Source organism: Telmatospirillum siberiense (assembly GCF_002845745.1).
Classification (GTDB): domain Bacteria; phylum Pseudomonadota; class Alphaproteobacteria; order Rhodospirillales; family Magnetospirillaceae; genus Telmatospirillum; species Telmatospirillum siberiense.
Map to the genome: position 1 here is coordinate 59,586 of NZ_PIUM01000021.1, position 21,543 is coordinate 81,128.

General features: G+C 62.9%; 19 protein-coding genes. 9 read left to right on the forward strand and 10 right to left on the reverse strand.

The features are described from left to right. The first annotated feature begins 113 nt into the window (after positions 1 to 113). The 5 genes from pnp to CWS72_RS17055 all read left to right on the forward strand — a co-directional run bounded on the left by pnp (position 114) and on the right by CWS72_RS17055 (position 5,649). Positions 114 to 2,249 (forward strand): polyribonucleotide nucleotidyltransferase, encoded by a 2,136-nt coding sequence (gene pnp, locus CWS72_RS17035; RefSeq protein WP_101251828.1) that lies wholly within the window; start codon positions 114 to 116, stop codon positions 2,247 to 2,249. Further along, on the forward strand, positions 2,246 to 2,989 hold the full coding sequence (locus tag CWS72_RS17040; protein ID WP_101251829.1) for a glycerophosphoryl diester phosphodiesterase: 744 nt from the start codon (positions 2,246 to 2,248) through the stop codon (positions 2,987 to 2,989). The genes pnp and CWS72_RS17040 overlap by 4 nt, the downstream gene beginning before the upstream one ends. A gap of 122 nt (positions 2,990 to 3,111) precedes the next feature. Then, positions 3,112 to 4,509, forward strand: coding sequence for an NAD(P)H-dependent flavin oxidoreductase (locus CWS72_RS17045; protein WP_101251880.1), 1,398 nt, complete (start codon positions 3,112 to 3,114; stop codon positions 4,507 to 4,509). 125 nt (positions 4,510 to 4,634) lie between these two features. Then, on the forward strand, positions 4,635 to 5,054 hold the full coding sequence (irrA, locus tag CWS72_RS17050; RefSeq protein WP_101251830.1) for an iron response transcriptional regulator IrrA: 420 nt from the start codon (positions 4,635 to 4,637) through the stop codon (positions 5,052 to 5,054). A 25-nt stretch (positions 5,055 to 5,079) separates the two neighbouring features. After that, positions 5,080 to 5,649, forward strand: a complete 570-nt coding sequence (locus tag CWS72_RS17055; protein WP_146002779.1) for a hypothetical protein — start codon at positions 5,080 to 5,082, stop codon at positions 5,647 to 5,649. Between the two features lie 299 nt (positions 5,650 to 5,948). Here CWS72_RS17055 and CWS72_RS17060 read toward each other — a convergent pair whose 3' ends face one another. Beyond that, positions 5,949 to 7,547, reverse strand: a complete 1,599-nt coding sequence (locus CWS72_RS17060) for a DHA2 family efflux MFS transporter permease subunit (RefSeq protein WP_101251832.1) — start codon at positions 7,545 to 7,547, stop codon at positions 5,949 to 5,951. Continuing rightward, positions 7,544 to 8,752, reverse strand: coding sequence for an HlyD family secretion protein (locus CWS72_RS17065; protein ID WP_158240692.1), 1,209 nt, complete (start codon positions 8,750 to 8,752; stop codon positions 7,544 to 7,546). The genes CWS72_RS17060 and CWS72_RS17065 overlap by 4 nt, the downstream gene beginning before the upstream one ends. Positions 8,753 to 8,978: 226 nt before the next feature. Between CWS72_RS17065 and CWS72_RS17070 the strand changes: the two genes are divergently transcribed. Then, positions 8,979 to 9,263: a hypothetical protein gene (locus CWS72_RS17070; RefSeq protein ID WP_146002780.1), complete on the forward strand. Its 285-nt coding sequence runs from the start codon at positions 8,979 to 8,981 to the stop codon at positions 9,261 to 9,263. Positions 9,264 to 9,449: 186 nt separating this feature from the next. Here CWS72_RS17070 and gyrB read toward each other — a convergent pair whose 3' ends face one another. The 8 genes from gyrB to mutM form a co-directional block, all read right to left on the reverse strand. Further along, positions 9,450 to 11,915 (reverse strand): DNA topoisomerase (ATP-hydrolyzing) subunit B, encoded by a 2,466-nt coding sequence (gyrB, locus tag CWS72_RS17075; protein WP_101251835.1) that lies wholly within the window; start codon positions 11,913 to 11,915, stop codon positions 9,450 to 9,452. Between the two features lie 29 nt (positions 11,916 to 11,944). After that, the gene (gene recF / locus CWS72_RS17080) at positions 11,945 to 13,114 is read right to left on the reverse strand and encodes a DNA replication/repair protein RecF (RefSeq protein WP_101251836.1); all 1,170 of its coding nucleotides are present in this window, start codon (positions 13,112 to 13,114) and stop codon (positions 11,945 to 11,947) included. 13 nt (positions 13,115 to 13,127) lie between these two features. Continuing rightward, a complete protein-coding gene (gene dnaN, locus CWS72_RS17085; RefSeq protein ID WP_101251837.1) occupies positions 13,128 to 14,246 on the reverse strand; it encodes a DNA polymerase III subunit beta in 1,119 nt (372 codons plus the stop codon). Between the two features lie 165 nt (positions 14,247 to 14,411). Continuing rightward, positions 14,412 to 15,800 (reverse strand): chromosomal replication initiator protein DnaA, encoded by a 1,389-nt coding sequence (gene dnaA, locus CWS72_RS17090; protein WP_101251838.1) that lies wholly within the window; start codon positions 15,798 to 15,800, stop codon positions 14,412 to 14,414. A gap of 568 nt (positions 15,801 to 16,368) precedes the next feature. Further along, positions 16,369 to 16,629 carry a 30S ribosomal protein S20 gene (gene rpsT / locus CWS72_RS17095; protein WP_101251839.1) on the reverse strand — a complete coding sequence of 87 codons (261 nt, stop codon included), beginning with the start codon at positions 16,627 to 16,629 and terminating at the stop codon, positions 16,369 to 16,371. Between the two features lie 89 nt (positions 16,630 to 16,718). After that, a complete protein-coding gene (locus tag CWS72_RS17100) occupies positions 16,719 to 17,495 on the reverse strand; it encodes an enoyl-CoA hydratase (RefSeq protein WP_101251840.1) in 777 nt (258 codons plus the stop codon). Positions 17,496 to 17,567: 72 nt separating this feature from the next. Continuing rightward, positions 17,568 to 17,936 carry a hypothetical protein gene (locus CWS72_RS17105; protein ID WP_101251841.1) on the reverse strand — a complete coding sequence of 123 codons (369 nt, stop codon included), beginning with the start codon at positions 17,934 to 17,936 and terminating at the stop codon, positions 17,568 to 17,570. A gap of 118 nt (positions 17,937 to 18,054) precedes the next feature. Then, the gene (gene mutM / locus CWS72_RS17110) at positions 18,055 to 18,885 is read right to left on the reverse strand and encodes a bifunctional DNA-formamidopyrimidine glycosylase/DNA-(apurinic or apyrimidinic site) lyase (protein WP_101251881.1); all 831 of its coding nucleotides are present in this window, start codon (positions 18,883 to 18,885) and stop codon (positions 18,055 to 18,057) included. Between the two features lie 112 nt (positions 18,886 to 18,997). On the opposite strand from mutM, the gene ubiE reads away from it, so the two are divergent. The 3 genes from ubiE to CWS72_RS17125 are packed head-to-tail and all read left to right on the forward strand — an operon-like array spanning position 18,998 to position 21,510. Then, the gene (gene ubiE, locus CWS72_RS17115) at positions 18,998 to 19,762 is read left to right on the forward strand and encodes a bifunctional demethylmenaquinone methyltransferase/2-methoxy-6-polyprenyl-1,4-benzoquinol methylase UbiE (protein WP_101251882.1); all 765 of its coding nucleotides are present in this window, start codon (positions 18,998 to 19,000) and stop codon (positions 19,760 to 19,762) included. A gap of 4 nt (positions 19,763 to 19,766) precedes the next feature. Next, positions 19,767 to 21,308, forward strand: coding sequence for a 2-polyprenylphenol 6-hydroxylase (ubiB, locus tag CWS72_RS17120; protein ID WP_101251842.1), 1,542 nt, complete (start codon positions 19,767 to 19,769; stop codon positions 21,306 to 21,308). A gap of 7 nt (positions 21,309 to 21,315) precedes the next feature. After that, positions 21,316 to 21,510: a hypothetical protein gene (locus CWS72_RS17125; protein WP_101251843.1), complete on the forward strand. Its 195-nt coding sequence runs from the start codon at positions 21,316 to 21,318 to the stop codon at positions 21,508 to 21,510. The last annotated feature ends 33 nt before the right edge of the window (positions 21,511 to 21,543 follow it).

Consider the following 21,543-nt stretch of genomic DNA (forward strand, 5'->3'; position numbering starts at 1 on the left):
TCCGGCGGGTCGATCCTTCAAGCCGGGAACCATGAAAGCCTTTGGTAAGGCGCGAAATTCTGCCCGGGACCTGGCAATTCGGCCACGTCCCTTGGGATAAGGAAAACAAACGTATGTCGATGTTTAAACCCTTCCGTAAAGAGCTGACCTGGGGTGGCCGCAAGCTGGTTCTGGAGACCGGCACGATCGCCCGCCAGGCCGACGGCGCCGTGCTGGCGACCTACGGGGAGACCAAGGTGCTGTGCACCGTCGTCGGGGCCAAGACGCCAAAGCCGGGCGTCGATTTCTTCCCCCTGACCGTCAACTATCAGGAAAAGGCGTTCGCCGCCGGCAAGATCCCCGGGGGCTTTTTCAAGCGCGAAGGCCGTCCGAGCGAGAAGGAGACCCTGGTCTCCCGTCTGATCGACCGCCCGATTCGCCCCCTGTTCGCCGATGGCTACCGCAACGAGACCCAGGTCATCTGCACGGTGTTGTCGCACGATCTGGAAAATGATCCCGACATCGTTTCGATGGTCGGCACTTCGGCGGCTTTGACCATTTCGGGCATTCCCTTCATGGGTCCGATCGGCGCCGCCCGCGTCGGTTATATCGACGGGAATTACGTGCTGAACCCGACTTCCGAACAGATTCCCCAGTCCGCTCTGGAACTGGTGGTCGCGGGAACCGTCGAAGGCGTTCTGATGGTCGAGTCCGAAGCCAAGGAACTGTCGGAAGAGATCATGCTGGGTGCCGTGACCTTCGGTCACGAAAACTTCCAGCCGGTGATCAACGCGATCATCGAACTGGCCGAGATGTGCGCCAAGGAGCCCTGGGACATTGCCGCTCCGGCGCCGGAAGCCGCCGTCGTCCGCCAGAAGTTCACTGACGGCGGAATCGCCGCCGAGTTGGCCGACGCCTACAAGGTCGTCGTCAAGCAGGACCGTTATGCCAAGGTCGGCGAGGTCAAGGCCAAGGCTCTGGAGAGCCTGGGCGACAACGCCGCCGAACTGGCGGTCGCCTCCGAGGTGTTCAAGGGCCTCGAGTCCGATGTCGTGCGCGGCAACATCCTGAAGACCGGTATCCGCATCGACGGCCGCGATACCAAGACGGTGCGCCCGATCGAGGTTTCGGTGGGCATTCTGCCCCGCGCCCACGGTTCGGCGCTGTTCACCCGCGGCGAGACCCAGGCCTTGGTGGTCGCCACGCTGGGCACCGGCCAGGACGAGCAGATCATCGACGCGCTGGAAGGCGAATACCGCGAGCGCTTCATGCTGCATTACAACTTCCCCCCCTATTCGGTGGGTGAAGCCGGTCGCATCGGATCGCCCGGTCGTCGCGAGATCGGTCACGGCAAGCTGGCCTGGCGGGCCATCCGCCCGACCCTGCCCGCCAAGGAAGCCTTTCCCTATACCCTGCGCGTGGTGTCCGAGATCACGGAATCCAACGGTTCCTCCTCGATGGCCACCGTTTGCGGCTCCTCGCTCGCCCTGATGGACGCCGGCGTGCCTCTGCCGCGCCCCGTGGCCGGCATCGCCATGGGTCTGATCAAGGAAGACGACGGTTTCGCCGTGTTGTCCGACATCCTGGGTGACGAAGATCACCTGGGCGATATGGACTTCAAGGTGGCCGGTACGGAAACGGGCGTCACCGCTCTGCAGATGGACATCAAGATCACCTCGATCACCAAGGAAATCATGCAGATCGCCCTTGGCCAGGCCAAGGACGGACGTCTGCACATCCTGGGCGAGATGTCCAAGGCGATCGATCGTGCCCGCGAGGCGGTCAGCGGCAACGCGCCCCGGATCGTCACCTTCTCCATTCCGAAGGATAAGATCCGCGAAGTCATCGGCACCGGCGGCAAGGTCATCCGCGAGATCTGCGAACAGACCGGCGCCAAGATCGATATCGACGACGACGGCACCATCAAGGTCGCCTCGGTTGATTCCGACGCCGGCCAGCGCGCCATCGATTGGATCAAGGGGATCGTTGCGGAGCCGGAAATGGGCTGCGTCTATAACGGCAAGGTGGTGAAGACCGTCGATTTCGGCGCTTTCGTCAACTTCCTGGGTGCCCGTGACGGTTTGGTCCATGTCTCCGAACTGGCCCCGCGGCGTGTCGAGAAGGTCACCGACGTGGTGAAGATGGGCGACGCCGTCAAGGTGAAGGTCATCGGCTTCGACGATCGCGGCAAGGTGAAGCTGTCGATGAAGCAGGTCGACCAGGAGACTGGCGAGGACCTGAGCAAGAAGGAAGAGAAGAAGGAAGCGTGACCGGATCGATCCTGCCCAGGGTGATCGGCCATCGCGGCGCCGCCGCGCATGCGCCCGAGAACACCCTGGCCGGATTTGCCTGCGCCGTTCGCCTGGGGGTCGGCTGGATCGAATTGGATGTCCAGCTGACGGCGGATGGCGTTCCGGTGGTCTTTCATGACGATCGGCTGGATCGCACCAGCGATGGTCATGGTCTTCTTGTCGAGACATCCCTGGCGGACATCCGTCGCTTGGATGCCGGAGGATGGTTCGCCGAACGGTTTTCCGGCGAAAAGATACCGACCCTGAGCGAGGCCTTGTCCTTCCTTGTCAAACAAGGGCAGGGCCTTTGTCTTGAGGTCAAGGCCAGCGAGGCCCGCGGCGGTTCGACCGCGCGGGCCGCCCTGGCGGAAGTGGAGAGATCCTGGCCGGCGGATGGTCCGCCGCTGGTGATTTCGAGTTTCGCCAAGAGTGCCCTGGCGGTGGCGGACGAGATGGCGCCCGACCGTCCCCGGGGATTGCTGGTGGAAAAGGTGCCGTCCGATTGGCGTGACGAAGTGAGCGGATTGGGATGTACCAGTCTGCACGTCGACCAGACGACGCTGGATGAAAAGACGGTGAGGGCCGTCAAAGAGGCTGGACTGGCTCTGTTCGCTTATACCGTCAATGATCGGTTGCGGGCGGAACAATTGTGGGGGTGGGGTGCGGATACGCTGTTCAGCGATTGCCCGGAGCAATTGCTGAGCGGTTCGGATGGTTGAGACAATGATCTCCGACGGCACCGATCTCCATCTTTGGCTATAGCGGCCATCTTTCAAAAAACGAATGGCCGCGTTAAATTCGCGGACCGTCGGGTTGGACCGCAAATGGAGTGGACGTCGCTGTGAAATCCCTGAAGCCTGTGATTATTTCTGGCCGTGAAGTTTTGCCGTTGGTTGAGGGCGGAAAAGGCATCGCCGTTTCGAATGGTGAAAGTTCCGCGGCCTGGGCGGCCGCGGGGGCGGTCGGCACATTCTCGGGCGTCAACGCGGATTTTTATGACGAAAACGGAAAGTTCGTTCCGGTCGCCTATCATGGCAAGACCCGGCGCGAACGCCACGGCGAACTGCTGGCCTATGCCATCCGCGGCGGTATCGCCCAGGCCCGCATTGCCCACGACCTGTCGGGCGGACAGGGGCGCGTCCATATGAATGTGCTGTGGGAGATGGGCGGCGCCGAACATATCCTGCATGGCGTTCTGGAGGGAGCCAAGGGGCTGGTGCATGGGGTGACCTGTGGTGCCGGCATGCCTTACAAGGTGGCGGAAATCGCCGCCGGCTACGGCGTCTATTATTATCCGATCGTCTCCTCGGCGCGGGCTTTCAACGCCTTGTGGAAGCGGGCCTATCATAAGTTCCCCGAATGGCTGGGCGGCGTCGTCTATGAGGATCCCTGGTTGGCCGGCGGTCACAACGGCCTGTCCAATTCCGAGGATCCGGAACTTCCGCAGCCGCCGTTACCCAGGGTTTGCGAATTGCGGGCCACCATGCGTCAGGTTGGCGCGCCGGAAGTGCCGATTTTCGTGGCCGGTGGCGTCTGGTATTTGCGGGACTGGGTCGATTTTCTCGACAATCCGGAGGTGGGTCCGGTGGCTTTCCAGTTCGGGACGCGTCCGTTGCTGACCCGTGAAAGCCCGGTTTCCAATGCCTGGAAGCACCGTCTGCTCAATCTTCAGCCCGGCGATGTGCTCCTCCACCGTTTCAGCCCGACCGGCTTTTATTCCTCGGCGGTGAAGAACGGCTTCATCGAGGAACTGTGCCAGCGGCTGGAACATCAGATCCCCTATTCCTCCGAGGCGGTGGGCGAACATACGGCGGAATTGGCCATCGGTCTGCGCGGCCGGGTGGTTTATGTGACGCCCGGCGACAAGGCCCAGGCCGAGGGCTGGATCGCGAAAGGTTTCGGCGAGGCGCTGCGCACCCCCGATTCGACATTGGTCTTCGTGACGCCGGAGCGCGCGGAAATGATCCGCCGCGATCAGGTGGAATGCATGGGATGCCTGTCGGCCTGCAATTTCTCCAACTGGTCTCAGGGCGAGTCGGGAACCACCGGCAAGAAGGCCGATCCCAGAAGCTTCTGTATTCAAAAGACGCTGCAAAATATCGCGCATGACGGCAATGTCGAGGACGAGTTGATGTTCGCCGGACACAACGCGCACCGCTTCTCCAACGATCCGTTCTATGCCGGCGGTTTCATCCCGACGGTTCGCCAGCTGGTTGAACGCATACAAACGGGTGATTAGGGCCACGACGGGGAAAGATTTCAGGCCGCAATTGAATACGGCCTAAAGCAATTCCAAATGGTATCCTATCTTCTTAACAGGTATAAATAATCCCCGGTTAATGCGTCCGGGAGGAGCTTCCGAAAATGAACGCGAACTTCCAACGGCCTTTCAGTCACGCCCTCGACCGCCTGCGGGCCGCAGGGCTGCGTCCGACCCGTCAAAGACTGGCTTTGGCGAAGCTTTTGTTCGACGGCTGCGACCGGCATATATCGGCTGAACAGCTGCACGGCGAAGCCGTCAGCAACTGCATCCGGGTTTCCCTGGCCACCGTCTACAACACCCTGCATCAATTCACGACGGCGGGCATGCTGCGCGAAATCGTCGTCGATGCCGGACGGTCCTATTTCGACACCAACACGTCGGATCACCATCACTTCTTCTTCGAGGCTTCCGGACATCTGGAAGATATTCCGCCCGATATGGTGGCTGTCAGCAAGGTGCCGTCGGCGCCGGAAGGCACGACCATTCGTCGCGTCGACGTCATCGTCAGAGTGAACGGCTGACGGGCTCGCGCCGGGAAATTCGGTCGTGCGTATTCGCCGGTTGAAAGCGCTGCTCAGTCCGCCGTTGGTGGCGGTCGCGGTGGTGGTCTTTCTTGTCGAAGAGATTGCATGGGCGTGGCTCGCCCGAGCGACGGCCGCCCTGGGGCGCTGGGCGCCCATTGCCCGCGTCGAGACGGCAATTCGCCGTCTGCCCCCCTATCTTGCCATTCTATTGTTCGTCATTCCCTGGGCGGTCATTCTGCCGGTCAAGCTCATCGCCCTATGGCTGTTGGCGACGGGTCATGCCCTTGCCGGAATCGCGCTGTTTGCCGCCGGTGAATTGTTCGGCGTCGGTTTCCTGGCCCGGATCTATGTCCTGTGCCGGCCTTCGCTATCGAAACTCATCTGGTTCGTCCGGCTGGAGGGATGGGTGCGGGCGGTCAGCACCTGGGCCCACGCTCAACTCGACCGGGTCGCCGTGTGGCGATTGGTGCGGGTGCGGCTCCATGGACTTCTCCATCACTGGCGGCAGGTTCTTCAGGAGAAGGGCCGTGGTTGGCTGATGGCCCGTCTCAGGGCGGCGCACCGTTTGGTGCGGACGCAATTCCAGCGCTGAGACGGCGTTCAGCCTACGATTGCAGCTAGCGCCATTCTGCAAAAAATTACAATATTATCAATTGCTTGACGTGTCATGACCGATCCTCCCGGCGACGGGAGGATCTCGATGACCGTGGAAGATCGCCTCTGTCGGTCTTTGAGGCTGCATTTGCAGTTTTTGACGAAGGCCGAGGCGGGTTTCATTGCGCTTTCGTTCCGGGATTTCGCAGTCGACCTGATACGATCATGAGGAGAGGGGGTTCTCACCCCCCGCGATTTCCCGGCGCTTGGAAAAATTCGCTCCATCCCCCGGCCCGCTCAATGAGCCGCCGGTCCCGGACCATGTCCGGGCAGGCCTCCCTTCATGATGAAAACGAAGGGGAGGACAGCCAAAAAAACAATCCCAAGCATTTGAAAGTCATCGAGAAAAGCCAACAGCAAGGCCTGCTTCTGAACGATGGCGTAGATCGAGCCCAGTGCCTTGGCGGATGCTTCGGCCGCCGTCGCCCCCTGCGCGACGAAGGACAGGGCCAGGCCGTTCATCATGTCCCGATAGGGGGCGTCGAACGGGGTCGCATGGGCAACGAGAGTCGTCTGGTGAACCTGACCGAAGCGCGACAGATAGGTCGTGACCAGTGAAATGCCGAAACTGCCGCCAAGATTGCGCGCCACATTGATCAGCGCCGAGGCCTCGCTGCTCATGGTGGCGGGGATGAAGCGGTAGGCGGCCGTGTTGATCGGGATGAACAGCAAGGAAAGGCCGAAAGCCTGGTAAATTCTGGCCCAAACGAACGTTCGGTAGTCTGTTTCCAACGAAAAATCGGCCATGTGGAACAGCGCAAACGAGCAGATCACCAGCCCCAGGGCGATGAGATAGCGGGAATCGACGACCGAGACGAGGCGGCCGACGATCGGCATGACCAGGATGATCGAGACGCCGCCGGGGGTGATGACCAGGCCGGCCTCGGTCGCCGTGTAGCCGAACAGTCGCTGCACCAGTTCGGGCAGCAGCACCGTGCTGCCCAGCAGGATGAATCCCAGCAGGAACATCAGCAGGTTGGCCACGCCGAAATTACGTTCGAACAACAAACGCAGCTCGACGATGGGATGCTTCTGACCCAATTCCCAGAGAACGAAGGAAATCAGGGAAAGCAGGGAGAAGACGCTCAACCAGAAAATGAAGGAGGAGGCGAACCAGGCTTCCTGCTCGCCCTTGTCGAGGACGATCTGAAGGAAACCCAATCCGACGGCCAGCAAGGAAAAGCCGATGTAGTCGACCTTCGCGCCCTGACGCCGGCGTTCCAACCGGGCGGCGGTATAGGCCGGGGGATCCTGAAGCAGGGCGGTGACCAGCATGGTCAGCACCACGCCGATCGGAACATTGAGAAGAAATACCCAGCGCCAACTGAACTGGTCGGTGATCCAGCCGCCCAATGTCGGTCCGATGGCGGGGGCGAAGACGACCGCCATGCCGTAGAGGGCAAAAGCCATGCCGCGTTGCCGGGGCGGGAAGCTATCGGCCAGGATCGCCTGGGCGGTCGGCTGCAGCCCGCCGCCGGTCAGCCCCTGAATGGCCCGGAAAACAATCAGCAGACCGAGCGTGGGAGCCAGGCCGCAGGCCAGGGAACTGATGGAAAAGCCGATGATGCAGGCGACGAAAAAGCGGGTGCGTCCCATGACCGAGGACAGCCAGCCCGACACCGGCAGGATGACCGCATTGGTGACCAGGTAGGAGGTCAGGATCCAGGTGGATTCATCCTGTCCGGCCGACAAATCGCCGGCGATATGTTGAAGCGAGACATTGGCGATGGAGATATCGAGCACCTCCATGAACGCCGCCAGGGCGACCAGGGGGGCGATCAGCCAGGGATTGATGGTTCCCTTGCCGTCGCCCTCCCTGGCCGGCCTGAGGCTCATCTTGGCGCTTCCTGCCGCGAGGAGACGTCGACCTCGGGGACCACCGACATTCCGGGGGAAAGCTGGCGCAGCAGGTCGTCCGGCGCGTCGGCGAACAGGATCTTCACCGGGAAGCGCTGCACCACCTTTACATAATTGCCGGTGGCGTTCTCCGGCGGCAGCAGGGAGAAGCGAGCCCCCGATCCGGGCTGAACGCTATCGACCCGCCCTTCCAGCCGATGGCCGGGAAAGGCGTCGACGGTTATGGCTACCGGCTGTCCGGGGTGCATCCGCGTCAACTGCGTTTCCTTGAAATTGGCGATGACCCAGGGCGGGTCGACCACCAGATTGGCCAGAATCTGTCCTTTCTGCACCACGTCGCCGGCATTGACCGCCCGACGGCCGATACGGCCGGCCTTGGGCGCGACGATATGGACATAGGACAGCGACAACCGGGCCGTTTGCAGGTTGGCCAGCGCCTGGGCGATCTGGGCCCGGCTGTTGGCGAGTTGCGCCTCCTTCTGGGCGATGCGCTGCGGAGCGGCCAGGGCGTCCCGATAGCGGGCCTCGGTCTGCGCCTGCGCCGAGGCGGCGGCGGTGACGGCCAACTGGGCCGCCCGCCATCGAGCGCCGGTCGATCTTGCCTCGGCGATGGCCTGTTCGACGCGCTGGCGCGAGGCGTCGGCCCTTTGCAGCAGGTCCTGATAGCGTTTGACGTCGGCTGCGGCGCGGATGGAGTCGGCGTTGGCCGCATCGGCGGTCTCCCGGGCCTCGGCCACTTGATGGCGGGCCTGGTCGACGGCATGCCGGGCTTCATCGACGGCCGCGCCGGTGGTCGCCTTGATGAGGTCGAGATCGGCCTGGGCGGCCTGTTCTTGCGCCAGCGCAACATTCAGGCCGGCTTCAGCCGCCGCCCGCAGCGCCTCCAGATCGGCGGGGTCGATGTCGATCAGGGGAGCCCCCGCGGCGACCCTTTGATTGTCGGTGAAATGTACGGCGGCGACGATGCCGCCGACCTGCGGCGCGATCTGCACCATGTCGGCTTCGATGAAGGCATCGTCCGTGGTTTCCTGATTGCGGGTCAGCAGCCACCAGACGCCGCCGATAAGAAAGGCGGCGGCGGTTACTCCCCCGAAGATCTTGAACCGCCGGAGCCGCAAGCGGCGGGCCGCCTCGTCGCCTTGTGCGGACCCTTGATCCGTTTCGTCGTCGTTCTGCTCGGCCATGCCACCCCCATCGGTCATCGCAGAAAACGGTGCGGATTTTCCCGTCGGCACCGCGCGCCAGCCAGACTATCGATGTTGATAGGAAGATCAAGTGGGGCGGTCCCACGCAGAGTGGCCCGGGTTTTGCTTAGTAGGTATCGAGACAGGGCGGGCAGAGGCGATTCTTGCCGGGTGTCCGGATCGGACGGATGAGGATGTGATGGCGATTGCCGCGATATCGAATAGCTTGACGCATATGCTGCGGCGGGTCGGCAGCTCGCTCTTTTCTCCGAGCACGGCCACCAATGGCGGGGACCAGACTGCGAGCGGCGCCTCGGGAAACCGTGGGAATAGCGCGTCGAATGGCGCGGATGGCGCGACTTCCGATGCGAAGGCGACGCTCACCCAGCTCGCCGACCGGACCGGCAATCTGGCCCGGCAGGCAGGGGCCTCCCTGCAGAACACCTCTCTGAGCATCATGGCGTCCGGGATCGGTGTCGCGTCCCCGCGCCTGCTCGATCTGGTCGTGTAACGACCGATCCCCGAGCCCGGCAGAAGCTGCCCTTCGGAACCGGTTTTTGCCGGGGTCCCTCAAATTTCGCTTATTGATTTTGCATGATCGGGCCGGGTGGCCGGCCCTTCGCCATGGCCGGAGCAGATCTCCTCGCCCATCATTCCCGGACCGGGTCCGGGAATGATGGTGGCAACGCGGGAGAGCTTAAACGTCGAGGTTGGCAACCTTGAGGGCGTTGGTGGTGATGAAGTCGCGGCGAGGCTCGACGACGTCGCCCATCAATGTGGCGAACACTTCGTCGGCCTCCTCGGCATGGGTCAGCTTGACCTGCAGCAGCGCCCGGGCATTGGGATCCAGGGTGGTTTCCCACAACTGCCCGGGATTCATTTCACCCAGGCCTTTGTAGCGCTGAATGGCGATGCCCTTGCGGCCGGCGTCCATGATGGCGTCCAGCAGGGCAACCGGGCCGATGATCGTGGTGCTGCGTTCCTTGACCAGAAGCTCGCCATGCTGGCCGAAGACCTCCAGGAGCCGGGCGGAGAATTCGTCGAGCTTGCGGGCCTCGGGGCTTTTCAGGATGCCTGCGTCGATGTGGTGGGTTTCGGTGACGCCGCGCAGCGTGCGGCTCAAGATGATGGCCTCACCCTCGGTGGAGTCCCCCTGCCAGGCGCGTTCCAGCGGCGGCTCAAGCGCGTTCAGCCGGTCGGCGATGTGGACGGCGGCGGCGACGGCCTTGTCGTGGTCGGCCAAAATCGAGGCCTTCAGGGATCCGGCGATGGCGGCCTGTTCGAGGATGCGCATGGGGACACGCCGGGAGATGTTGGCGAGCAGCGATTTCACGTTTCGCGCCTGATCGGCCAGCGCCCGCAGATCGGCGCCGCCGATCTGCGCCCCGCTGCCGACGCCCAGCCGCAGCACGGCATCGGTCAGGCCGCCGTCGATCAGATAATTTTCCAGCGCGCGGTCATCCTTCAGATAAACCTCGGAATTGCCGCGTTTGGCGCGATAGAGCGGCGGCTGGGCGATATAGAGATAGCCCCGCTCGATCAGGCTGCGCATCTGGCGATAAAAGAAGGTCAACAGCAGGGTGCGGATGTGGCTGCCGTCGACGTCGGCGTCGGTCATGATGATGATTTTATGGTAACGGGCCTTTTCGACCGTGAAGTCTTCCGAGCCGATGCCGGTGCCCAAGGCGGCGATCAGGGTGCCGATTTCGGCCGAGGACAGCATCTTGTCGAAGCGCGCCCGCTCGACGTTCAGGATCTTGCCGCGCAGCGGAAGAATGGCCTGGAACGCCCGATTGCGCCCCTGTTTGGCCGATCCGCCGGCCGAATCGCCCTCGACGATGAAAAGTTCGGAAAGCGCGGGATCGCGTTCCTGGCAGTCGGCCAGTTTGCCGGGCAGGGTGGCGATGTCGAGCGCCCCCTTGCGTCGCGTCAGGTCGCGGGCCTTGCGCGCCGCCTCGCGGGCGGCGGCGGCCTCGACCACCTTGCCGATGATCTTGCGGGCCTCCAGCGGATGTTCCTCCAGCCACTGGGCCAGTTTGTCGGCGACCACGGTTTCCACCACGGTTCGCACCTCGGAGGAAACCAGCTTGTCCTTGGTCTGCGAGGAGAATTTCGGATCCGGAACCTTCACCGACAGCACGCAGGTCAGCCCTTCGCGCATGTCGTCGCCCGACAGCGCCACCTTCTCTTTTTTTGCGATCCCCGAATCATTGGCGTAATTGTTGATGGTCCGGGTCATGGCGGCGCGGAAACCGGCCAGATGGGTGCCGCCGTCGCGTTGCGGAATGTTGTTGGTGAAGCACAGGCAGTTCTCGTGGTAGGAGTCCGTCCACTCCATCGCCACTTCGACGGTGATGTCGTCGCGTTGGCCGATCACGGCGATGGGCGGGGTGTGCAGGGCCATCTTCGACTTGTCGAGATAATGGACGAAGGCTTCGATACCGCCTTCGTAATGAAGGTCGATGCGCTTCTCCTCCTCCTGGCGGCTGTCGATCAGGCGCAGGAAGACCCCGGAATTGAGAAAGGCCAGTTCGCGCAGCCGATGCTCCAGGGTGGGGAAGTCGAAGTCGATCATGGTGAAGGTCTCGGTGGACGGCAGGAAGGTTACCTCCGTTCCCGTCAGCGGCCCCCCCTTTTCGGTCTGGGGCGCGTCGCCGACGATGGCCAGCGGCGCCTCGGCGTTGCCGTGGCGGAAGCGCATGGCATGTTCCTTGCCGTTACGCCAGACGCGCAGATCCAGCCATTCGGACAAGGCGTTGACCACCGATACGCCGACGCCGTGCAGACCGCCGGAAACCTTGTATGAATTCTGGTCGAATTTACCGCCGGCATGCAGTTGGGTCATGATGACCTCGGCCGCCGAGACGCCTTCTTCCTTGTGGAGGTCGGTGGGAATGCCGCGCCCGTTGTCGCGCACCGTGACCGATCCTTCGGCGTTCAACTGCACTTCGATGCGGTCGCAGTGGCCGGCCAGGGCCTCATCGATGGCGTTATCGACGACCTCGTAGACCATGTGATGCAGACCCGACCCGTCGTCGGTGTCGCCGATGTACATGCCGGGTCGTTTCCGTACCGCGTCAAGGCCACGCAGAACCTTGATGGAATCGGCGTCATAGGCCTCTTCATGGGGAACGGTGGACAGATCAGCAGAGCTCGTCGTCATCGACAGATGTTCCTTAAATCAAACCCATTTCACGCCCGCGTCACCACGGCATCGTTGACGCGGAAAAACTGTCCCCGCTCGCCCAGGTCGGCGAACAGGGAATCGTCCGTCCCGGTCAACCAGCTTTGCGTGCCGAGCACGCAAAGCTCATCGAACAGGGCAATCCGGCGCGCCCGATCGAGATGCGCCGTCACTTCGTCCAGCAACAGAATCGGCGGCGAACCGCGAAGGTCCGCCTGGATCCGCGCCTGTCCGAGCACGATGGCGATCAGAACCGCCTTCTGCTCTCCGGTGGAACAGTGCTCCGCCGGCTGATCCTTGCCCGCGTGGCGCACCAGCAGATCGCTGCGATGCGGACCTTGCGCCGCGCCGCCGCTTTCGGCATCGGCGCGCCGCGACGCCGCCAGGGCGTCACGCAGTTTCACTTCGGCCTCCGGCGGCTCCAGGGCGCCGAGACTGTTCTCGACGCTTCCCTCCACCGTCAGATGGGCCGCCGGAAACGGCCCGATTCCCTCGGCGCAGGCCTGGTTCAAGCGGGCCACCGTCCGTTTGCGGGCCCCGGCCATTTCCACTCCGCCCTCGGCCATCCGTTCTTCCAGGACGCCCAGCCAGGCGGGATCGTACCGTCCGCTCTTCAAGAGCCGCGCCCGTTCGCGCAAGGCGTGCTCATAGGCGGAGGCGCGCGCAGCATGCGCCGGATCGATGCCCAGTACCAGACGATCGAGAAACCGCCGTCGCCCCGCCGCGCCATCGCTGAACAGCCGGTCCATTGCCGGCGTCAGCCAAAGCGCGCTGGTGACCTCGGACAACGCCGCCTGCGAACGCGCCGGCTGTCCATCGATACGAACCAGCCGCCTTTCCGATCCGGCGTCGCGTCCGGTGCCGATTTCCACCGCTGTCGGCATCTCGTCCATCGCCATGCCGGTTCCGGACAGGCGTTCCAGCCTTGCCGCCACCGCCCAGGGCGCTTCGCTTCCGGCCTCGCGCCGCGTCACATCCGACAGCCGGGTCCGTCGCAGGCCGCGGCCCGGCGCCAGAAACGACAAAGCCTCAAGGATGTTGGTCTTGCCGGCTCCGTTGGCGCCGGTCAACACCACGGGACGCGGGTCGACCTCCAGCCGGAGAAAGGCATAACAGCGGAAATCGCTGAGGGTCAGACGTACGATCGCCTGGCCCGCCGCCCCTTTTGCTTGGATCACTCTTCTCCGTCGATCACACCCGCATCGGCATCAGAACATAAACGGCGCTCGAATCGGTAACTTCGCGGACCACCGTCGGGCTTGCCGCGTCGGCCATGGCGAAGCGGGCCGCGTCACCTTCGATCTGGGCCAGAATGTCCATCAGATAACGCGAATTGAAACCGATCTCCATCGGTCCGGCTTCGTAAGAAGCTTCCAACTCTTCGACGGCGCTGCCATTTTCCGGGCTCGATGCCGACAGGGTCAGGCCGCCCTTGTCGACCGAAAGCTTGATGGCGCGCGACTTCTCGGTGGAAATGGCCGAGACGCGATCGACGGCCTGGGACAGGCTTTTGCAGTCGACTTCGAGGACCTTGTCGTTATCGGCGGGAATCACCCGCTCGTAATCGGGGAAGGTTCCGTCGATCAGCTTCGAGGTCATCACGGCATCGTCGAAGGCGAAACGAATTTTCGTCTCGGAGAGCGAGATGGTGACGTCGACGCTGGTTTCGTCGAGCAATTTGCGAAGTTCCGCCACCGTCTTGCGCGGCACGATGACGCCCGGCATCCCCGGCGCCCCTTCCGGAAGCGGCACTTCCACCCGGGCCAGGCGATGGCCATCGGTGGCCACGGCGCGCAAAACCGGAACGCCGTCGCTCGAAGCGGCATGCAGATAGATGCCGTTCAGATAGTAGCGGGTTTCCTCGCTGGAAATGGCGAAACGCGTTTTGTCGATCAGCCCCTTGAGATCGTCGGCCCCCAGCACGAAGCTGTAGGGCAATTCCCCGCCGGACATCACCGGGTAATCGGTCACCGGCAGCGAGGCCAGGGTGAACCGGGATCGGCCGGAGCGCAGGACCAACTGGCTGTCGTCGCCGCTCTGCTCGATCTCGACCTGCGAGCCTTCGGGCAATTTACGGATGATCTCGTAAAGGGTATGCGCCGGTGCCGTGGTGGCTCCGGGTTGCGCGACCTCGGCCGGGACCGCTTCAACGATGTCGAGGTCCATATCGGTGGCGTTCAGACTGAGCCGTCCGTTGGCGCCTTCGATTTTAACGTTGGAGAGAATGGGAATTGTGTTTCGTCGTTCGACCACACTTTGCACATGATTCAACGACTTCAGCAGGGCGGCGCGTTCAATGGTCAGTTTCATGGCGATCCGTTGCTTGTCTGCGGCCAGTCCGCAATTCCATAAGGCGCGTCGCCGCACCCCCCTTTCATAAGGGGCGACAGTATACCACAAGCCTTTGGTTCCAGAAGTGATTTCGGAATGGCGCGGCTTTGCCCCGGTGGACGCCTTCCCGGCGTCCACCGATCGTCAGCTTTCCAGCATCCGCTTCAGCAGTTCGATGTCCTCGGCGAAGCCGGAATCGGCACTGCGCAGCTCTTCGATCTTCTTGACGGCGTGCATCACCGTGGTGTGGTCGCGGCCGCCAAATTTGCGGCCGATCTCGGGAAGCGACCGCGATGTCAGTTGCTTGGCGAGATACATGGCGACCTGGCGGGGGCGGGCGACCTGACGGGCGCGCCGGGCGGAATGCATGTCGGCCAGACGGATGTTGAAGTGTTCCGCCACCTTTTTCTGAATTTCCTCGATGGTGATCCGCCGGTCGTTGGAACGCAAAAGGTCGTGCAGCACCTCCTGGGTGGACTCCAGGGTGATGTCGCGGCCGACCAATTGGGCATGGGCGATCACCCGGTTCAAGGCGCCTTCCAACTCACGCACGTTGGAGGTGATCTTGTGGGCGAGGAATTCGGAAACCTTGCGGGGGACCTCGACGGCCATCTGTTCGGCCTTGGCTCCGATGATGCCTAGGCGCAGCTCATAGGTGGTGGCGTGAATGTCGGCGACCAGGCCGCAACCCAGTCGCGAGCGCAGCCGCTCCTCCATGCCTTGCAGGCTGGATGGCGACTTGTCCGCCGAGATGATGATCTGCCGGCCCTGATCGACCAGGGAATTGAAGGTATGGAAGAACTCCTCCTGGGTGGAGTCCTTGCCGCCGATGAATTGCACATCGTCGATCATCAGGACGTCGACCGAGCGGAACTGTTCCTTGAAGGCCATGGTGTCCTGGAAGCGCAACGCACGGACGAAGCGGTACATGAACTTCTCGGCCGAAAGGTAGATGACCGAGCGCTGAGGGTTGCGTTCACGGATATGCCAGGCCACGGCATGCATCAGATGGGTTTTGCCAAGGCCGACGCCGCCATAGAGAAAGAGGGGATTGAAGGAGACGGTGTCCGATTCGGCGACCCGCCGGGCGGCGGCATAGGCGAATTCATTGGGCTTGCCGACGACAAAATTGTCGAAGGTGTAGCGCGGATCGAGCGCCGCGCCGATTTCCTCGTTGATGTTGGCGGGCTCGCAGGGCGCGGCCGCCGTTTGAGCGGCGACATGCGCGACGTTGCTGGCCTTGGCGACGAGCGTCGCGCGCGGCGGCATCTTGGCGGTGGTCGGCAGCACCACGATATCGACGCCGCTGATCGTGGCGTCCTCCTTCGACCACAGGCTGCGGATGCGGTCTCCATAATGGGTGACGACCCAGTCGCGCAGGAAACGGGTCGGCACGCACATGCGCACCTGTCCATCCCGCACCTCGGCCAGCGTCAGCGGATTAAGCCAGCTTTTGAAGGCGGCTTCGCCATATTCGTCGCGCAACCGACCGCGGACGCGATTCCATTGTGCATGGACCAAATCGTCGCTCAAGTAATTCACCTTAGTATCTCGGCACGATCGGCAGAGCGCGGACCAACAAATCCCCGATATGGAAGCGGGTGAATGTCATTCGTAGCTCAGACCTGCTCAATGCTCCCCAATCCGACAAATGCCGGATCCGTCTCGTCTGGTTCTATCGAAATCCGACGAGCGCGGCACCCGGACGGCTCAATACCTCACCACCCCCCAAGCCGCCCCCAAGAGCCCCGTAGCCGAAATGTTGCGCTTTTATGATGCGCAGTTATTTGGTCTTTATTACGAGTCGAAACGATTCGTTCGGCCGGGAAACAAAGTACAAATTTAAACAACTGCTAAATATCTCGCGCCCCACAAGATTGTGGTGAGTCAACACTAAACTTCGGAAAGGCACCGTCGTCAAACAATGCCAGAAACGACTCTAGCGATGCTTGAGCTGGGGCGCAACGTGACCGAATGGCGAACAGATATTTTTTTCGCTGTTCATCGATAACCTTGCCCGACAAGAAAAAGGCCGCACTCGCCATTTCGGCGGATGCGGCCGTTTCTTAATCTCGTACCTGGGCGATAAGTCGCTTTAAGATTACAGCGACTTGATGCGGGCAACCAGCCGCGAAACCTTGCGGGAAGCGGTGTTCTGATGAACGATGCCGGCCTGCACGCCACGCATCAGCTCGGGCTCGGCGGCCCGAAGAGCTTCCGCGGCCAGGGTCTTGTCGCCACCTTCGATCAGCGTCTCGACCTTTTTGACGAAGGTCCGGATACGGCTGATGCGAGCACGGTTTACTTCGGTGCGACGCTCGGTCTGGCGGATGCGCTTTTTAGCCGACTTATGGTGAGCCATGGATCAAAAACCTGTTCATTCCAGAAATAGGACGCAATCGGAAGGCGCGTTTATATGACTCCTCCCGGTCTCTCGTCAAGGGAGAGAATCTACCTGTTCTTGAAATTCGGCTGACGCTTCTCGGCGAAGGCCGCCATGCCTTCCTTCTGATCATCGGTGGAGAACAGGGCGTGGAACAGCCGTCGCTCGAAACGGACCCCTTCCGCCAGGGTCGATTCATAGGCGCGTTCGACGGCTTCCTTGGCGGCCAGAACCGAGGGTCGCCCCATGGAGGCGATGCGTTCGGCCACCTTCAGCGCCTCTTCCAGCAGTTCGCCAGCCGGCACGATGCGGCTGACGAGGCCCGAGCGTTCGGCCTCCTGGGCATCCATCATGCGTCCGGTCAGAATCATTTCCATGGCCTTCGATTTACCGACAAGGCGGGTCAGGCGCTGGGTGCCGCCGGCGCCCGGGATGACGCCCAAGGTGATTTCCGGCTGGCCGAATTTGGCGGTGTCGGCGGCGAGGATGAAGTCGCACATCATCGCCACTTCGCATCCGCCGCCCAGGGCATAGCCGGCGACGGCGGCGATGACCGGCTTCCTTACCTTGGAAACGGCCTCCCAACCCTTGGTGATGAAATCCTCAAGGTAGCACTGGGTGAAGGTCTTGGACGCCATCTCCTTGATGTCGGCGCCGGCGGCGAAGGCTTTTTCGCTGCCGGTCAGCACGATGGCGCCGATATCGTCGTCCGCCTCGAAACCGTCGAGGGCCTTGCCCAGCTCGGCGATCAGGGCCTGGGACAGGGCGTTCAGGGCCTTCGGCCGGTTGAGCGTGATCAGGCCGACATGGCCCTTGGTTTCGACGATGATGTTTTCATAAGCCATGATGACGGGATTCCCTCTCTGTCGACCCGCCATTCCCGTCATTTCAAGACGGGGCGCGGGCACCGCTCGGGTTTATTGGGGCACCACCGAAAAATGGACCAGCATGGGCCGGCGCTTGGCTTCGATCTCGATCTTCAGCAATTCATTGTCGCGCCGGTATGACGATGGACCAAGCTTTTGCCAGCCCAGCTCCGGCAGCGTCTGGGCATAGAAGGCCCGCACCTGGTCGGGGCTGACGGTTCCGGTGGCGGTGGCTTCGAGGATGCGGCCGGTGGGCGAGTCGAACAGCATGCCGCCCGGTGCTTCGGTCAGTCCGTCCGGCAAGGGCAGATCTTCCATCTCGCTCAGGAACGCTCCCTCCGCCGCGGCCGAACCGGTGATCGCGGACAGGAAAAGGAGCAGGGCCGCCGTAAGGGCGAGGATCGATCGCGATAGAGCCATGCGTGAAGTCATAACATTACCGGAGCATAGGCGCCACTAGGGCATGTGGACAATTGGCAATTGGCCGGATGTACTTCGTCCTCTTGATCGTTCCTGTGCGCTCCGGCCTTACCCGGGGTCAGCGTTGTCGTTTCGGGCAATAGAAAGTAGAGCGGCCAGACTGGACGAGCCGGCGGATTCCTTCGCCGCAGGTGCAATCCGGACAGGGCAGTCCCTCCCGGTCATAGACCGCGAAGGCATGCTGGAAATAACCCAGTTCCCCATCCGGACGGCGATGATCGCGCAGGCTGCTGCCGCCTGCCGCGATGGCTTCGGTCAGGACGGCTTTGATGGCTCCAACCAGACGGCGCAAGGGCTTGAGGCCGACCTCGTCCGCCGGTCGGGCCGGGTGGATACCGGCGCGAAACAACGCCTCGCTCGCATAGATATTGCCGATACCGGCGACCAGCGTCTGGTCGAGCAGGGCGGTTTTGATGGGGCCCGACCGTCCGGCCAGGGCGGCGCCGAGGACGGCCGGAGTGAAGGCGTCGTCCAGCGGTTCGGGGCCGAGGCTGGCCAGCAGGGGGTGCCGGGACAGCTCATCCGCCGGGCAAAGGTCCATCAGGCCGAAGCGTCTCGCGTCGTTGTAGGCGACGCGCTGGCCCTCCTCGGTCTCGACGATCAGATGGTCGTGCTTGCCCGGCTCCGCTCCGTCGGCCGGGCCGATCAGCATGCGTCCCGACATGCCGAGATGGGCGAGCCAGACCCATCCGTCGTCCAGAAACAAGGTGAGATATTTGGCCCGGCGGGAGAGGGTTTGGACGCGGCGCCCGCGCAACCGCTCGGCGAAATCGGGCGGAAACGGCCGGCGCAGACCGGCCCGGTAGGTCCGGGCGTTGGTCAAAAGGCGTCCCTCCAAGGCCAGCGCCAGGCCGCGGCAGACGGTTTCGACTTCGGGCAATTCAGGCATGGTGCTGACCATGCCCCGTCCATTCGTGATTGGCAAGTCGCAGAAATTCCGCGTCCTGTTTCCGAAGGTTCCGCATGGCGCAGCCTTCGGGCTTCGGTTATCCTGCCGCGCCATGAGCAACAGCAACGATCCCAGCCCGACCGAGGCCACCACCCATTTCGGTTTCCGCACCGTCCGTGAAGAGGAAAAGGCGTCTCTGGTCCGCGCCGTCTTCGACGGCGTGGCGACGCGCTACGACCTGATGAACGACGTGATGAGCGTCGGCATCCATCGCTTCTGGAAGGACAACCTGATCGACTGGTTGCGCCCGCGGGCCGGTATGAGCCTGCTCGACGTCGGCGGCGGAACGGGGGACATCGCCTTCCGCTTCCGCGCGCGCGGCGGTGGACCGGTGACCGTTTGCGACATCAATCGGGAAATGCTGTCCGTCGGGCGCGATCGCGCCATCGACCGCAATTGCCAGGACGACGTCAGTTGGGTCTGCGGCGACGCCGAACGGCTGCCCTTTCCGGATCGCTCGGTGGATGCCTATACCATTGCCTTCTGCCTCAGGAACGTGACCCGCATCGATCTGGCGCTGGCCGAGGCGCGGCGGGTTCTCAAGCCGGGTGGGCGTTTCCTTTGCCTCGAATTCTCGCAGGTCGTGCTGCCGGCGCTGCGCGGGCTTTATGACCGCTATTCCTTCGAGGTGCTGCCGCGTATCGGCGCCATGGTGGCCGGCAACCGCGACGCCTATCAATATCTGGTGGAAAGCATCCGCAAATTTCCGCCGCAGGCGGAACTGGCCGGCCGCATGGCCCAGGCGGGCTTCGAGCAGGTCCACTATCGTAATCTTTCGGGCGGCATCGCCGCCCTGCACTCCGGTTGGCGACTGTAACGCGATGTTCCGAGTGTTCCGCAATCTGTTGCGCCTTGCCAGCATCGGCCGCGCCCTGACCCGTCACGATGCCCTGTTCCTCATCGAGGTTACCGACGGGGGACGCCTGCTGGCGAAAATCCTTCACCCGTTCGCCGATTCCCGTTATGCCTCCCTGCGCCCCGGACAGCGGCTGGCCGCGGCCTTGCAAATGCTGGGGCCGACCTTCGTCAAATTCGGCCAGGCCCTGTCGACACGGGCCGATCTGGTCGGCGATGAGGTGGCGGCCGATCTTTCCGAGTTGCAGGATCGCCTGGCGCCATTTCCCGCCGCCGCCGCCCGCGCCATCGTCGCCGCCGAGCTTGGCCAGCCGGTGGAGGCGCTTTACCGGCATTTCGAGGACGAGCCGGTGGCCGCCGCCTCCATCGCCCAGGTGCATCTGGCGGTGACCAGCGACGGCGAGGAGGTTGCCGTCAAGGTGTTGCGGCCGGGCGTCGAACAGAAGTTCGCCCGTGACATAGCGCTCTTCTATTGGCTGGCCGGTTGGGTCGAGCGTCTGTTGCCCTCGATGCGCCGCTTGCGTTTCGTCGATTCGGTGCATGCCTTCGAAGATTCCGTCATCATGGAGATGGATCTGCGCTTCGAAGCCGCCGCTGCCGCCGAGATGGCCGACAATTTCGCGGACGATCCCACCTTCACCATTCCGACGATCGACTGGCAGCGGACGGCGCACCGGGTTCTGACCATGGAACGCATTCATGGCATTTCCATCGATGAGGTGGAGGTTCTGATGGCGGCCGGCCACGATCGCGTGGCAATCGTCGAGAAGGCGGCCGACGCCTTTTTCAATATGGTCTTCCGCGATGGTTTCTTTCATGCCGACATGCATCCCGGCAATCTATTCGTCGGTGAGAACGGCCAACTGATCGCCGTCGATTTCGGCATTACGGGCCGGGTCGACAAGCAGACCCGCCGTTTCCTGGGCGAGATGCTGTTGGGCTTCCTGAACGGCGACTACCGCCGGGTCGCCGAGGTTCATTTCGAAGCCGGCTTTGTGCCGCCGGACAAATCGATCGACGCCTTCGCCCAGGCTTGCCGGTCCTTCGCCGAACCGCTTCTCGGGCGGCCGCTGCACGAAATTTCGATCGCCCGCCTGCTCGGGCAGCTATTCGAGGTGACCGAGACCTTCGCCATGGAAGTGCAGCCGCAGCTTCTCCTCTTGCAAAAGAGCATGCTGGTGGCCGAGGGCGTCGGTCGCCGGCTCGATCCTCAGATCAATATGTGGCAACTGGCGCGTCCGCTGATCGAACAGTGGATGACCAGCAATCTTGGACCGCAGGCCCGCGTCATGGAATCGGTCAGCGCCATGGTGGCGTCGTTTGAAAGCCTGCCGCGCCTGGTCTCGCACGCCGAAAAAACCGTCGAGGCGTTGCGCAACGGCGGCCTGAAACTGCATCCGGAGTCGATCAGATCCTTGCAGAACGGCGGACGCCGGAGTGGGCTGTTCCCAACCTGGCTGCCGTGGGTCCTGGTGGTCGGATTGACGGCTCTCCTGTTGCGGCGCTGATATCGGGATGGACTCGTCTTCCCAATCCGGGCCGCCCCGGCCGGCAAATCACGGTCCGTCCTCCCTGGTCATGTTGGTGGTGGCCGTCGTGGTGGTGGTCGGCGGCTATTTCCTGGCGGTCAAATTGAAGGATATGGCCCGGATGCAGGACTGCGTCATGTCGGGCCGCACCAACTGCGCGCCCATCGCGGCGCCGCCATGACGCCATGGAGATCGGCGGGTCCGTCCGGCCCGC

Excerpts from the sequence above, each read along its gene's own strand:
- ubiE (WP_101251882.1), top strand. The coding sequence starts at position 18,998 with ATGAGCAACAGCAACGATCCCAGCCCGACCGAGGCCACCACCCATTTC.
- CWS72_RS17100 (WP_101251840.1), bottom strand. The coding sequence starts at position 17,495 with ATGGCTTATGAAAACATCATCGTCGAAACCAAGGGCCATGTCGGCCTG.
- CWS72_RS17125 (WP_101251843.1), top strand. The coding sequence starts at position 21,316 with ATGGACTCGTCTTCCCAATCCGGGCCGCCCCGGCCGGCAAATCACGGT.
- rpsT (WP_101251839.1), bottom strand. The coding sequence starts at position 16,629 with ATGGCTCACCATAAGTCGGCTAAAAAGCGCATCCGCCAGACCGAGCGT.
- ubiB (WP_101251842.1), top strand. The coding sequence starts at position 19,767 with ATGTTCCGAGTGTTCCGCAATCTGTTGCGCCTTGCCAGCATCGGCCGC.
- pnp (WP_101251828.1), top strand. The coding sequence starts at position 114 with ATGTCGATGTTTAAACCCTTCCGTAAAGAGCTGACCTGGGGTGGCCGC.
- irrA (WP_101251830.1), top strand. The coding sequence starts at position 4,635 with ATGAACGCGAACTTCCAACGGCCTTTCAGTCACGCCCTCGACCGCCTG.
- mutM (WP_101251881.1), bottom strand. The coding sequence starts at position 18,885 with ATGCCTGAATTGCCCGAAGTCGAAACCGTCTGCCGCGGCCTGGCGCTG.
- dnaN (WP_101251837.1), bottom strand. The coding sequence starts at position 14,246 with ATGAAACTGACCATTGAACGCGCCGCCCTGCTGAAGTCGTTGAATCAT.
- CWS72_RS17060 (WP_101251832.1), bottom strand. The coding sequence starts at position 7,547 with ATGAGCCTCAGGCCGGCCAGGGAGGGCGACGGCAAGGGAACCATCAAT.
- gyrB (WP_101251835.1), bottom strand. The coding sequence starts at position 11,915 with ATGACGACGAGCTCTGCTGATCTGTCCACCGTTCCCCATGAAGAGGCC.
- CWS72_RS17105 (WP_101251841.1), bottom strand. The coding sequence starts at position 17,936 with ATGGCTCTATCGCGATCGATCCTCGCCCTTACGGCGGCCCTGCTCCTT.
- CWS72_RS17065 (WP_158240692.1), bottom strand. The coding sequence starts at position 8,752 with ATGGCCGAGCAGAACGACGACGAAACGGATCAAGGGTCCGCACAAGGC.